Genomic DNA, 11,923 nt, shown 5'->3' with positions numbered 1-11,923 from the left:
TGGATTGGCCAAGGCAATCCACAGCATGATCCGCGTTCTCGATGAGGCGCGGTCCTGCGATTTCTACAAGCGGGCCTTCGGACTGGAGGTCGCGGATCGACTCGACTTTTCAGACTTCACGCTGGTCTATCTCAGCAATGCTGAAAGTGGCTTCGAGCTGGAGCTGACGGTCAATAAAGGCACCACGGAGCCCTATGATCTGGGCAATGGCTACGGGCATTTTGCCGTATCCGTCGAGGACCTGAAGGCGGAACACGCCCGGTTCGAGGCCGAGGGACTGAACCCAAGAAAGCTGGTGGAATTCGCGCCGGACGGCAAGCTCGTCGGGCGCTTTTTCTTCGTGGCCGACCCCGATGGCTATCAGATCGAGGTGCTCGAGCGCAGCGGACGCTTTCAATAAAACAGACAGCCGCGCGGCAGGGAGGCCGCAGCGGCGCGAAATGGGAGGAAAGACATGATTGACACCAAAGGCCCCAAAGGCCTGACACGGCGCCAGCTCTTGGCGCGGGCAACCGCAGCAAGTGCCAGCTTTGTCGTCGGGAGCGGCTTTGTCGCCGCAAAGGATGCCGCCTGGGCGACCGAATTGTCGGCGCTCAAGCCCGAGACCTTCGCAACCCTCGTGCAGATGGCGCGCGACATCTATCCCCACGACCACGTGGGCGACAAGTTCTACGCCGCTGCCGTGAAGGGCTATGACACCGATGATGATGCGGGCACGATCGAGCTCGGGATCTCGGATCTCAACGCTGCGGCGCGCAATGCCGGGCATGGCAGCTACCTTGCCATGGGCTGGGAGCGCGACAGGGTGGACGTGCTGCGCGGGATGGAAAACAGCCCCTTCTTCCAACAGATCCGCGGCGGACTCGTCACCGGTCTTTATAACCAGAAAGATGTCTGGCCCCTCTTTGGCTATGAGGGCGAGAGCTTCTCCAAGGGCGGCTATATCGATCGCGGTTTTGATGACGTGGACTGGGTCTGAGGGAGGATCTGAGCATGACTACATTTGATCTGAACGACGACTCCGTGGTCGTCATCATCGGCACCGGTGCCGGTGGCGGAACGCTGGCCAATGAGCTGGCCAAGAAGGGCGTCAAGGTTGTCTCGCTGGAGGCTGGTGCCTTCCACGAGCCGCAGGATTTCCTGCAGGATGAATGGGCCAGCTTCGGCCAACTCGCCTGGCTCGATGCGCGCACGACCTCCGGCGACTGGCGAGTGAGCGACGATTTCTCGGGACTGCCCGCCTGGATCGTGAAATCCGTGGGCGGCTCGACCGTGCACTGGGCGGGTGCCTCCTTGCGGTTTCAGGACCATGAATGGAAGGCGCGCACGACCTATGGTAATGTGCCCGGCGCGTCCCTGCTGGACTGGCCCATCGATGCCGAGGAAATGGCCCCGTGGTACGCGGCCGCCGAGGACAAGATGCATGTCACCCGCACGGGCGACCGTCCGGGCCTGCCAGGCAACAACAACTTCAAGGTCTTCGAGGCAGGTGCCAAGCAACTTGGCTACGAGGACGTGCATACGGGCCGGATGGCGATCAAGAGCTCCGACAGCGCCGATGGCACCCCGTGCCAGCAGATGGGTTTCTGTTTTCAGGGCTGCAAGGTCGCGGCCAAGTGGTCGCCCAGCTATGACGAGATCCCGAACGCGCTCGACACCGGCAATTATGAGCTGCGCACGCAAGCCCATGTTCTCAAGATCGAGCATGACGATACGGGCAAGGTGACGGGCGTGCTCTATGCGGATGCCGAGGGCAACCAGCATCTGCAAAAGGCCCGCGTGGTGGCCGTGGCCGGGAACTCGATCGAGAGTCCGCGCCTGCTGCTGAACTCGGCCTCGTCGATGTACCCCGACGGGCTCGCCAACAGCTCGGGCCAGGTCGGGCGCAACTACATGCGGCACATGACGGCCTCGGTCTATGCGGTCTTCGACAAGCCCGTGCGCATGTGGCGCGGCACGACCATGGCCGGGATCATCACTGACGAGGCCCGCCACGATCCGTCGCGTGGCTTTGTCGGCGGCTACGAGATGGAGACGCTGAGCCTCGGCCTGCCCTTCATGGCCGCCTTCCTCGATCCGGGTGCCTGGGGCCGCGAGTTCACCAGCGCACTGGATGCCTATGAGAACATGGCCGGCATGTGGCTCGTGGGCGAGGACATGCCGCAGGAGACCAACCGCGTGACCCTGAACACCGATGTGCTCGACCAGTACGGCCTGCCCGCGCCGAACGTGCATTTCGATGATCACCCCAATGACATCGCCATGCGCAACCACGCCTGGCAGCAGGGGCAAGCGGTCTACGAGGCGGTGGGCGCCACGCGTACCTTCCCGACCCCGCCCTATCCCAGCACGCATAACCTCGGCACCAACCGGATGTCCGAGAATGCGCGCGACGGGGTGGTGAACAAGTGGGGTCAGACCCATGACATCGCGAACCTGTTCATCTCGGACGGCTCGCAATTCACCACCGGAGCCGCGGAAAACCCGACCCTGACCATCGTGGCGCTGGCCATGCGGCAGGCGGATCACATCGCCAAGGAAATGGCCGCTCAGAACATCTGAGCCATTCGGTTTTGCAAACAAGACGGGCCACCTGGCAACGGGTGGCCCTTTTTGATTGCGGGTAAAGCAGGCAGCACGACGCCTGACCGCGTCCACAGATATCCATGAGGTTGCAGACATGCGCCTCGGACAACGCGCTCGCAGTCGTCTTCGGGGGGAGCAAGGGCCCCTTGGTTGCGACGACACGAACCTCTGCAATGACGAGGAGATCCAAGGGCGGCCCAGGGCAGCGGCAGGTCCCGGCAACGCAACGGCGATGTCAAAATTAGAGCGCCAAGAGGTCGAGACCGAATAAATGTAAACTCAGCATTACACCTTGACTGTCCATGCTTCCTGACGCTACTCTCAACCTGCTGCCAATGCATGTCCACCCTCAATTAAACTCGAAAACGGCCTGTAGTCAGCGTCTCGAAGTGATGATGTGACAGGAGTACGGCAATGGCAGTGGATGCTTCTTCAATCTCGGGTGCAGACTTCCTGGCGGCTTTGTCCAAAGCCCCCTTCTCACTCGTGCTGACCGATCCGCGTGCGGAAGATAACCCAATTGTCTATGTCAACGACACCTTCACGACGATTACGGGCTATGCGCGGGACTTTGCAATTGGTCGCAATTGTCGCTTTCTCCAGAAGGACGACAAAGACCAGGAGAACATCGCAAAATTACGCGCAGCGATCGAAAACGAAGAGGAAATCATCGTCGATCTGCGCAACTACCGTCCTGACGGCGAGCAGTTTTTGAACCGGCTTATGATTTCACCGCTTATCGGCGAAGATGGCAACGTGTTGTACTTTGTCGGCCTGCAGCTCGAGATCGAAGTGCCGGGAACTGGGCGACAAAGCCAGTATGACTCGGATATTCAGAACGCCCTCGAAGAGATTCAGCACCGTGTGAAGAACCACCTCGCGATGGTGGTGTCGATGATCCGGCTGCAGTCCGGCGCGAAAGGGCCGCGTCCGGACCAGGACTTTGACATGTTGGCCAGACGGGTCGAAACACTGCAGCTGCTGTATGAAGAGCTTTCTGGACGGGATGACGAGGACGAGACTGGGGCCAAAGATACCGTCGCGCTCGGGGCGTATCTGTCGCGCGTTGCGAACGCTGTTGCCTATCTGGATGGCCGAAGCGGCGTCAGAGTGAATATCGATGCGGAAAAGTTGCGGGTTCCCTTCCAAACAGCGACACAGCTTGGTCTGATCTTGTCAGAGTTGACAACCAACGCTCTGCAACATGCGTTTGAAGGGCGCAACGAAGGTTTGCTTGAAATCGAAGCCAAAACGCTGAGCAATGGCGTGTTTCGTCTTGTTATCTCGGACGATGGGGTCGGCATCCCAGACGATGTCGACTGGCCGAAGGAGGGCAACCTTGGGGGGCGTATCATTAATAGCCTTGTCGAAGGGCTCGAAGGAAAGCTCGATGTCGCCGCTGGGGATGTTCAAGGCACCACGGTGACGTTGGACGTGCCGAAGGCCCTCGTTTCCATCGAAGAGGACGAAGAAGAACATGCTTAGCCATGTTGCCCTTCGGATGATCGGGTCATGAGGGATTCTGCGCCGTCCAAGACGATTCTGCTGTTGGAAGATGATCCTATCGTTGCGCTTGATCTGAAGGATCAGTTTGTCCACGAGGGCTATATCGTGATGGGGCCTTTTGATCGTGTGAGCCGCGCGATGGATGCGTTGCGCGAGACCAAACCGGACATTGCCGTGCTCGATCTCCATTTGAAGGATAGCTCGTGCGATATCGTTGCCGAGCAACTCGAAGCTCATTCAATTCCCTATGCGATCGTCACCGTCACGGCGCCGAGTATGGTCCCCCGTGACATCTCACCCCGTGCGGTTATCGAAAAACCATTCGATATGAAGCACCTGAGCGCCTTGGTGACATCCGCGCGCTGATCTGAGGGCTGCCGTCGATCGCGACTGCGGACAACGCGCGCCATGGCCATCAGCAAGACCGATCACCAGGCGCGACGGCTGCGGGCAGTTCGCCGCTGGCAATTATGCGGCCACGGCAGAGGCGGCTGAGGCCGCACTGATGGAAGCCGCCCAGAGCGCGACACCGCCCGTCCTCGGCACCATCGGCTATGTCGGTTAGGGCCGTATCGACAAGGCCATGGAGACCTTCCGAAAGGTCGAGCGGATCGCGCCCAAGCTGGTCGAGGCCCGCCTGTCCGGCAAATGGCTGAGTTCAGACCCCGACGACCTGTCCCGCGCGCGCACGTTCTTCAAGGTGGCTGCGAGTCTGGCCCCTCCTGAAGCGGTCGATGCGATCCGGTGACCAGCCCGATTTTTAGATGTTTTTAGTCAAGCTTATGGCGCGATCCCGCGCGCCGCAGGACGGTGCGGAACCGACGCCACGACACAGGCGCGCTTGCCGCCCTTGCTGGCACGCGCGCATCAAAGGAAGACGCCATGAGCCAGACGCTTGAAACCGGCACCGCAGGGATCAACGGGCCACTTTGGGGCGCCCGCGCCCGGGACTGGGCCGAGGTGCAAGAAGGGCAGTTCGCCGCCGAGTTCCGCGTGGTTCTCGCCCATGCGAAGGTTGCCTCCGGCATCCGCCATCTGGACGCGGGATGCGGCGCGGGCATGGCGACCGCCTTCTCGGCGGAGCTGGGTAAGCCGGTCAGCGAGCTCGGCGCGCGGGCCCGCTACCTGATCGCCACAGTGTGACCCGGATTGCCCTCGAGACCGCCCGCCCCGGAGGCTACAGATCGCACCAAGGATGCTCGCACTCTCCGGCGCGCAAGGTGCGATTGGCGACCCGCGAGAGGAGCAAACCCAGCGGGCGGACGCCACGCCCCCGGATGGGCGACTTGGCAGGCCCCGCCTTGGCCATCCGACCCCCCAACCCGGTACGCGCGAGGCATTCCGGGGCACCATGATCGCCCGGGCCACTGACGCCCCCAGCTCCCGCTTCACGAGAGGCCGTTCCAGGCCCACGCACCCAGTCCAAACGAGGAGGAGGACACCAATGAAAGCAATCCCACGAGCACTGAGCGCCGCGACATGTGTCGGTCTGGTATGGGCCCCCATCGCGATGGCAGAGCCGTCCGAGCATTTCATCATCCATCAGCTGGACCAGCCACTGCAGGAGGCCGCCACGCTTATTCGCGACTTCATCGCGATGAACGACGACTGGTCGCTCAATGGCGAGTTCGAGATGATGGGCGGGGCCGCCGTCGGCATGAAGATCTGCTTCAATGCCATGCGCGGGTATGTCGGGGCCGCGGGTTTGCACAATCTCGCCCTTATGCCATGTGGGAATATCGCGTTTTATCAGGAGGATGGTCAGGCCTACCTGTCGATGCTCGATGTCGGGTACATCACGACCCTGTCGCCCCACCCTTCCCTCGAAGAAGGCGTGGCCCTCGCGCGGCCCGCTTATGCCGAGATGTTCACTGAGGTGCTGGGCATCGAATGACACCCGGTGCAGGGCGCTGACCCAGCGGCTCGCAGAGGTGCAAGGCAGGTCGGCTCAAAAGAAAACGTGTCGATGGGCTCAGATGGCCCGACCTGTCTCACTGTGCTCAGAGATACAAAATTTGTCTGCGTCCATCGCATTTGCCTTGGCCGCAACCTGCATCAGAAAAAACGCAGTTTACGGGCGTTCGATTTTACGAGAACGAAGATCACTGTGACCCAGATCATTCAAGTGGCCGCAATTGTGCTCGCGACAGCCGGAACCGGCGCGGCCACCATGTCCGTGATGAACGAGGACATTCCGGACCTGGAAGTGCCCGAGGGCGCCTGGGGCGCGCCCGGCGCGCTGGATGGCCGTGCGTTCACGGTCCGCGGGATCGACATGGAAAGCGGCGCTGTCCTGGAAGATGAGCTGTTGTTCCGCGATGGCACCTTCCAATCCGCTGATTGCCAGATCTACTGCGATTTCGGTTGGTCCGATTACCAGACGAAAGAGATCGATGGCGTGATCCATTTCACGACCACAACCCTTTGCCCTGACGCGCCGCACACCGTGGTCTGGTACGGTCAGGTCACCGGCGATACGATCACATTCGACGTCACATGGACCACGCGCCGCTGGTACTGGACCAATCAGATCGTCTTGGAAGGGTCCGGCACCGCCACCGATTTCGACACCGCGACCGCGATCTCCAGCTGAGATCGCCGAGGTGCGATCGTCTGGCCTTTCGATGGGTGGTATTGCGCTTCGCGTCGCGATCCTGATCGCCGTGCTGGTGCTGGCCACCCGGGGCGCGCATGAGGTGCGCGATGCCCTGAACCTGCAGATCCGGCCTGATAACGAGCAACAGGTGCACCGCATGATCATGTTCGGTGCGGTGGCCTATATCGGGCTGCTGGCGCTCCCATTCGTTCCGGGGGCCGAGATCGGGCTGGCCATGCTCGCGGCCTTTGGTGCAGCTATCGCGCCGCTGATCTATGTCTGCACCGTGGCCTCCATGATCCTTGCCTATACCGCCGGTCGCTTCCTGCCCATCGACGTGTTGCGGAGGTCCTTGTCCCTCCCGCGGATGCGCCGCGCCGCGGACCTCGTCGCCCGCGCCGCGCCCCTTTCCGGTGATGACCGTGTGGCGATGCTGCTGGACGGACAATCGGCGCGCGCGCTGCAACTGGCCATACGGTATCGCTATGTCCCGCCGGCTCTGGCTATGAACACGCCCGGAAACTCGGTCATCGGTGGGGGCGGTGGCATCATGCTGATGGCGGGCCTGAGCGGCATCTTTTCACCGCTGGCAACGGTGGCGACCATCGCGCTTGCCGTCTCGCCGGTTCCGCTGGCGATGGTGTTTTTCGGTTTGGAGTTCTGACACGTGCCGCGATGGACGAGGACGTTTATGGTTAGGCCCTCACCCGAGCCTTGAGCGGGTTGGTCGGGTGATCCGGGATGCCCTCGGCAGGCGCGCGGGAACAGCCAGAATGGCCCGCTCCCGCAGCCAAGGATCGCCGCCCGGCTGAAGGCTCGGCACTACAGTGCTGCGAGCGATCCGGGCATTCCTGCAGGTCCCCGCGACACAGGCCATGGGAAAGGCAAGCGTGACGCATGCGGCGTCTTTTCCGAACGGACCCATACGCTTGCTTGACCGGCGCGCGGACATTGCCAAGGATGCCCCTGCCTGCAATCCAAGGACAGTTTTCCCATGACGCCGCAAAAGACCCTGCGCGAGTATATCCGGACCATTCCCGACTTTCCCCATGAGGGGATCATGTTCCGGGATGTCACCACGCTCTTTCTCGACCCACGGGGGTTTCGGATCGCGGTGGACCAGTTGCTCGACCCGTTTGTAGGCGTGAAGATCGACAAGGTGGCCGGGCTCGAGGCGCGGGGCTTCATTCTGGGCGGGGCCGTTGCGCATCAGCTGAGCGTCGGCTTCCTGCCGATCCGCAAGAAGGGCAAGTTGCCCGGCAAGACGATCGAGCAGGATTACGCGCTGGAATATGGCGAGGCCACGGTCGAGATCCATGACGACGCCCTGCAACCGGGCGAGCGGGTGCTGCTGGTGGATGACCTGCTGGCCACGGGCGGCACGGCCCGGGCGGGGATCCAGCTCATCGAACGGCTCGGCGCGCAGGTGGTGGGCTGCGCCTTCGTGATCGACCTGCCGGATCTGGGCGGGCGCAAATTGCTGGAGGAGATGGACATGGCTGTCCACGCCCTCACCGCCTTTGACGGGGATTGAGCGCAGAACTGTTCTCGGACCGGCAACAAAAACGCACCGGAAACGCGGAAAATTTGACGTAAAGGTCGCGCTGCGGCTAGGGAATTGGGATTAACCGTCCCAAGCCTAGTGAGTGACCTTTGATGAAAGCTCTTCCCCTCGCCCTGTGCCTTTGCCTCGTGACCCCCGGCCTCGCCGCCGCCAACACGCTCTTTTTCGATGATTTCGAAACCAACACTGCCGGTGCGAACCGCACACCAGCCGGATGGTCCACCACGGCCGGTGCCGTGGACATCACCGGCCCCGGATATTTCCCGGATGTCTGCTACAATATCGACACCTGTGTGGATCTCGATGGCTCGATCGGGGCCGCAGGCACGATCCAGACCGTGCAGAGCTTTACGCTCACCGCAGGTCAGAGCTACACCCTGAGCTTCGATTACTCGAAGAACTACTTTCAGCAGCAGAACACCAACGTCATGACCTTCGGCGTCGGCGGTGTCAGCGACACGCTCAGCATTCCCGGAGGCCCGCGCGCGTCGGATTTTGCCGAGCTGAGCTTCAGCTTTGTCGGCGATGGCTCCACCGGTTCGATCTTCTTTGCCCATGAAGGCGCAGATAATGGCGGGATCATCATCGACAACGTCAAGCTAGTGGGAAACACAGCCCCCCCGTCGCCGGTCCCGCTGCCGGCCTCGCTGCCGCTTCTGGCGGGCGGATTGCTGGGGGCCGCGGCCCTGCGCCGCCGGAAATCTTTCAAATCCTAACGAATTGCTAACGACTCAGTCGTAATCTGGGGCCTGTCGATGCAGCGATCGACAGGTTTCCCTAAGGTAGACTGACCCCGGCCGGTGTACGCCACCGCGCCGGGTCTTTTTTAGCCCAAACGCGCGGCGGTCCAGCGCAGGGAGGCAGCCTCGGTCGCCTGCACCCACCCCTCCTTGCCGTCCATGTAATGCTCCGCATCCCGCGTGCGGGCGACAAGGCGCTGTTTCAGCTTGCCATACTCCCCCGCGATCTCAGGATGCGCGCGCAAGTAGTCGCGAAAGGCGAGATGACGGCGCGCCCCCTCGGAGCCGGCGGCAAAAGCATGGAGCTGATGGGTCCGTCGCCCCGCCGCGCTGTCCTTGCGGAAATAGCGCCGCCCGGGGATCCCGAAAGCGCCCATCGCCTCATAGCCCAGCGCGATCAGATCCCCGTCGCGGGCATCCAGCGCCGCGAGATCCCCGACCTCGAGCAAGATATCAAGGATCGGCTTGGCGATCAGCCCGGGGACCGAGGTGCTGCCGATGTGATGGACCGTGACGGCAAGTCCTTGCAGGGCGCCGGTGATCGCAGCACCCTCCGCCGCAGCCGCACGGGCCCAATCGGGATCATGGGGCGCGAGCTGGATACCGCCGGTCATGCCCTCTGGCGCAGGACCGCGCCCGGGTTGAGGATCCCGTTGGGGTCCAGCGCGTCCTTGATCGCCCGCATGGCGGCAAGCTTCACCGGATCGCCATAGCGTTCCAGATCCTCGACCTTGAGCCGCCCGACCCCGTGTTCCGCCGAGACCGACCCGCCCATGGCATGGACGATGTCATGCACGCAGCGCTTGATCGCGGGGCGCGCCTCCTCGTGATCGGCCCGGGTCTCGCCGGGCATGGGGAAGACGTTGTAATGCAGGTTGCCATCGCCCACATGGCCGAAGCAGTTGATCCGGTAGGTGCCGATGGCGCTCAGGGCGGCGGTCGCCCGGGTGATGAAGTCCGGGATCTGCGAGAGCGGCACCGAGATGTCGTGGGACGAGACCGAGCCGATCCGGCGGTTCGCCTCAGGGATGTTCTCGCGCACGGCCCAAAGCGCAGCCGCCTGCGCCTCGGATTGGGCGATGATCCCGTCCTGGACCAGACCGGCCTCCGCCGCGCGGGTGTAAAGCGTCTCGAGCGCGCCTTCGGGGTCGAACCCGCTGGCCCCGGCCAGATCGATCAGCACGCACCAATCCGGGGCCTCGGCAAAGGGCAGGCGCAGATCCGCCATGGTCTCGGCCAGAAACCGCATCCCCATGCCGGAGATCAGCTCGAAGGCCGAGATCGCGTCGCCTGCGACCTCGCCGGCAAGGCTCAGCAGATCGAGCGCAGCCTCGGGACCGGTCACCTGCAACATGGCCACACCGTGCCGGTTGGGACGCGGATAAAGCCGCAGGGCCGCGGCCGTGATCACGCCCAGCGTGCCCTCGGCCCCGATCAGCAGATTGCGCAGGTCGTAGCCCATGTTGTTCTTCCGCAGGCGGGTCAGGCCGTGCCAGATCTCGCCATTGGCCAGCACTGCCTCGACCCCGAGGCAGAGATCGCGCGCATTCCCGTAGCGCAGCACATTCACCCCGCCCGCATTGGTCCCCAGCACCCCGCCGACCCGGGCCGACCCTTCGGAGGCCAGGGACAGCGGAAAGAGCCGGTCCACCCCGGCAGCAGCGTCCTGCACATCCGCGAGGATCGCGCCCGCCTCGGCCACCAGCACGTTCTCGCGCGCATGTACGGCCCGGATCGCGTTTATCCGCTGCAGGGACAGGATCACCGGGGGCGGCCCTTCGGGGGCGATCTGCCCACCCACCAGACCCGTGCCACCGCTATAGGGCACCACGCCCACCCGGTGCCCATTGGCCAGCCGCAGCACCGTCGCGACCTCTGCGGCGGAACCCGGTGCCACCAGCAGCCCGCCGGATCCCGCATAGCGGCCCCGGGGCTCTTCGAGATATTGCGCCCCCAGTTCGGGGAAGGCGGATGCGGGCAGCTCTGCGCGCAGGGCCGTCTCGAGATCGGCGGGAACGGTGTCGAGCATGGTCTGTCCTCCGACGCGGGGGCCGCGCCTTACAAGTCGTCGTCGCGCAGCCAGGCCGGTCGCAGCACCACGACCGTGGGCTCGGAAGGCAGCGTGCGCAGGGACACCTCCAGATAGTTCGTATCGCGGTGCTCGACCCGGAATTCCGAGGCCATGCCCGTCAGGAAGCTCTGGAGCGTGAAATCCCCGAACCAGTGCATGGGCACAATCACCGAGGAGCGCAAGCGCCGCAGGATCGAGATCATCACGTCCTGTGGCACCGTATAGCCGCCATCCACCGGGGCCATGACCACATCGAGCCGCCCGAGGGCCGCATATTGCATGTCATTGGGCTCATGGTGGAGATGCCCGAGATGCCCGATGCAGAGCCCGGCAATCTCGAAGACGAAGATCGAATTGCCGAGCGGCGCGCTCACCGTGCCAAAGCCCGAGCGGACATCCGTTGGCACATTGCGCACCAGCACCTCGCCCAGATCCAGGTAATGCTCCACCGGGTTGGGGCCCGAGGTGTTCCAGCCCGGCAGGACATGGGGGATGCGCGGGTCGGGATTGGCCGTCCAATGGGTCGAATGGGCGTTGTTCATCGTCACCACATCCGGAAAGAACGAGGTATTGCCGAGAAACCCGGTGTAATCCGTCACCGCCGTGAAACCTTCGGGTCCTTCGATCAGAAAGCTCGCATGGGCGATATAGCTCAGCCGGACGGTGAAATCCTCAAGCGGGGCGCCAAAGCTCGCGGTCTGCACATAGGACAGCTCCGGCGCGGCATCTGCGATGGCGATGCAATGGCTGGGCTTGCGGGTCTGCTCCTGCGCCAGAGCGGCGGGCGCGGCCAAAGCTGTCGCGAGGCCAACCGCCAGCGCCGACAGGGTCAGGGGAAAACGGGACATGGACGGACCTCC

Annotated in this window: 15 protein-coding genes; 12 read left to right on the top strand and 3 right to left on the bottom strand. The window is 63.2% G+C overall.

Annotation, left to right across the window (positions count from 1 at the left end):
• The first annotated feature begins 4 nt into the window (after positions 1-4).
• The 12 genes from ACP15I_RS02325 (at position 5) to ACP15I_RS02270 (ending at position 8,968) form a co-directional block, all read left to right on the top strand.
• On the top strand, positions 5-400 hold the full coding sequence (locus ACP15I_RS02325) for a VOC family protein (RefSeq protein ID WP_424964571.1): 396 nt from the start codon (positions 5-7) through the stop codon (positions 398-400).
• Positions 401-454: 54 nt separating this feature from the next.
• On the top strand, positions 455-979 hold the full coding sequence (locus ACP15I_RS02320; protein WP_424973740.1) for a Twin-arginine translocation pathway signal: 525 nt from the start codon (positions 455-457) through the stop codon (positions 977-979).
• A 14-nt stretch (positions 980-993) separates the two neighbouring features.
• The gene (locus ACP15I_RS02315; RefSeq protein WP_424964573.1) at positions 994-2,562 is read left to right on the top strand and encodes a GMC family oxidoreductase; all 1,569 of its coding nucleotides are present in this window, start codon (positions 994-996) and stop codon (positions 2,560-2,562) included.
• Positions 2,563-3,000: 438 nt separating this feature from the next.
• Positions 3,001-4,071: a PAS domain-containing protein gene (locus tag ACP15I_RS02310; RefSeq protein ID WP_424973739.1), complete on the top strand. Its 1,071-nt coding sequence runs from the start codon at positions 3,001-3,003 to the stop codon at positions 4,069-4,071.
• Between the two features lie 27 nt (positions 4,072-4,098).
• Positions 4,099-4,458, top strand: a complete 360-nt coding sequence (locus tag ACP15I_RS02305) for a response regulator (protein WP_424973738.1) — start codon at positions 4,099-4,101, stop codon at positions 4,456-4,458.
• Positions 4,459-4,675: 217 nt separating this feature from the next.
• Positions 4,676-4,840 (top strand): hypothetical protein, encoded by a 165-nt coding sequence (locus tag ACP15I_RS02300; RefSeq protein ID WP_424973737.1) that lies wholly within the window; start codon positions 4,676-4,678, stop codon positions 4,838-4,840.
• A 134-nt stretch (positions 4,841-4,974) separates the two neighbouring features.
• Positions 4,975-5,235, top strand: coding sequence for a hypothetical protein (locus ACP15I_RS02295; RefSeq protein ID WP_424973736.1), 261 nt, complete (start codon positions 4,975-4,977; stop codon positions 5,233-5,235).
• 301 nt (positions 5,236-5,536) lie between these two features.
• Positions 5,537-5,986 carry a hypothetical protein gene (locus tag ACP15I_RS02290; RefSeq protein WP_424973735.1) on the top strand — a complete coding sequence of 150 codons (450 nt, stop codon included), beginning with the start codon at positions 5,537-5,539 and terminating at the stop codon, positions 5,984-5,986.
• 213 nt (positions 5,987-6,199) lie between these two features.
• Positions 6,200-6,685: a hypothetical protein gene (locus ACP15I_RS02285; RefSeq protein ID WP_424973734.1), complete on the top strand. Its 486-nt coding sequence runs from the start codon at positions 6,200-6,202 to the stop codon at positions 6,683-6,685.
• 31 nt (positions 6,686-6,716) lie between these two features.
• Complete coding sequence (locus ACP15I_RS02280; protein WP_424973733.1) at positions 6,717-7,352, top strand: hypothetical protein; 636 nt, start codon at positions 6,717-6,719, stop codon at positions 7,350-7,352.
• 330 nt (positions 7,353-7,682) lie between these two features.
• Positions 7,683-8,222 (top strand): adenine phosphoribosyltransferase, encoded by a 540-nt coding sequence (locus ACP15I_RS02275; RefSeq protein WP_424964581.1) that lies wholly within the window; start codon positions 7,683-7,685, stop codon positions 8,220-8,222.
• A 122-nt stretch (positions 8,223-8,344) separates the two neighbouring features.
• Entirely contained in the window at positions 8,345-8,968 is a 624-nt protein-coding gene (locus ACP15I_RS02270) for a VPLPA-CTERM sorting domain-containing protein (protein ID WP_424964582.1), read from the top strand.
• A 110-nt stretch (positions 8,969-9,078) separates the two neighbouring features.
• Here ACP15I_RS02270 and ACP15I_RS02265 read toward each other — a convergent pair whose 3' ends face one another.
• The 3 genes from ACP15I_RS02265 to ACP15I_RS02255 are packed head-to-tail and all read right to left on the bottom strand — an operon-like array spanning position 9,079 to position 11,911.
• Complete coding sequence (locus ACP15I_RS02265; RefSeq protein ID WP_424973732.1) at positions 9,079-9,606, bottom strand: GrpB family protein; 528 nt, start codon at positions 9,604-9,606, stop codon at positions 9,079-9,081.
• Positions 9,603-11,021, bottom strand: coding sequence for an FAD-binding oxidoreductase (locus ACP15I_RS02260; protein WP_424973731.1), 1,419 nt, complete (start codon positions 11,019-11,021; stop codon positions 9,603-9,605). Before ACP15I_RS02260 ends, ACP15I_RS02265 begins: the two co-directional genes overlap by 4 nt.
• Positions 11,022-11,050: 29 nt before the next feature.
• Complete coding sequence (locus tag ACP15I_RS02255; RefSeq protein WP_424973730.1) at positions 11,051-11,911, bottom strand: MBL fold metallo-hydrolase; 861 nt, start codon at positions 11,909-11,911, stop codon at positions 11,051-11,053.
• Positions 11,912-11,923: the final 12 nt, after the last annotated feature.

It is taken from the genome of Dinoroseobacter sp. S124A (genome assembly GCF_049801015.1).
Lineage (GTDB): Bacteria > Pseudomonadota > Alphaproteobacteria > Rhodobacterales > Rhodobacteraceae > Dinoroseobacter.
The sequence above is the reverse complement of the archived record's forward strand: the minus strand, read 5'-3'. Positions and strand labels throughout refer to the sequence as shown.

What these genes read in the sequence shown, in the direction of transcription:
- ACP15I_RS02320 (WP_424973740.1), top strand. Translation starts at nt 455, where the DNA reads ATGATTGACACCAAAGGCCCCAAAGGCCTGACACGGCGCCAGCTCTTG.
- ACP15I_RS02315 (WP_424964573.1), top strand. Translation starts at nt 994, where the DNA reads ATGACTACATTTGATCTGAACGACGACTCCGTGGTCGTCATCATCGGC.
- ACP15I_RS02310 (WP_424973739.1), top strand. Translation starts at nt 3,001, where the DNA reads ATGGCAGTGGATGCTTCTTCAATCTCGGGTGCAGACTTCCTGGCGGCT.
- ACP15I_RS02305 (WP_424973738.1), top strand. Translation starts at nt 4,099, where the DNA reads ATGAGGGATTCTGCGCCGTCCAAGACGATTCTGCTGTTGGAAGATGAT.
- ACP15I_RS02300 (WP_424973737.1), top strand. Translation starts at nt 4,676, where the DNA reads ATGGAGACCTTCCGAAAGGTCGAGCGGATCGCGCCCAAGCTGGTCGAG.
- ACP15I_RS02295 (WP_424973736.1), top strand. Translation starts at nt 4,975, where the DNA reads ATGAGCCAGACGCTTGAAACCGGCACCGCAGGGATCAACGGGCCACTT.
- ACP15I_RS02290 (WP_424973735.1), top strand. Translation starts at nt 5,537, where the DNA reads ATGAAAGCAATCCCACGAGCACTGAGCGCCGCGACATGTGTCGGTCTG.
- ACP15I_RS02280 (WP_424973733.1), top strand. Translation starts at nt 6,717, where the DNA reads ATGGGTGGTATTGCGCTTCGCGTCGCGATCCTGATCGCCGTGCTGGTG.
- ACP15I_RS02275 (WP_424964581.1), top strand. Translation starts at nt 7,683, where the DNA reads ATGACGCCGCAAAAGACCCTGCGCGAGTATATCCGGACCATTCCCGAC.
- ACP15I_RS02270 (WP_424964582.1), top strand. Translation starts at nt 8,345, where the DNA reads ATGAAAGCTCTTCCCCTCGCCCTGTGCCTTTGCCTCGTGACCCCCGGC.
- ACP15I_RS02265 (WP_424973732.1), bottom strand. Translation starts at nt 9,606, where the DNA reads ATGACCGGCGGTATCCAGCTCGCGCCCCATGATCCCGATTGGGCCCGT.
- ACP15I_RS02260 (WP_424973731.1), bottom strand. Translation starts at nt 11,021, where the DNA reads ATGCTCGACACCGTTCCCGCCGATCTCGAGACGGCCCTGCGCGCAGAG.
- ACP15I_RS02255 (WP_424973730.1), bottom strand. Translation starts at nt 11,911, where the DNA reads ATGTCCCGTTTTCCCCTGACCCTGTCGGCGCTGGCGGTTGGCCTCGCG.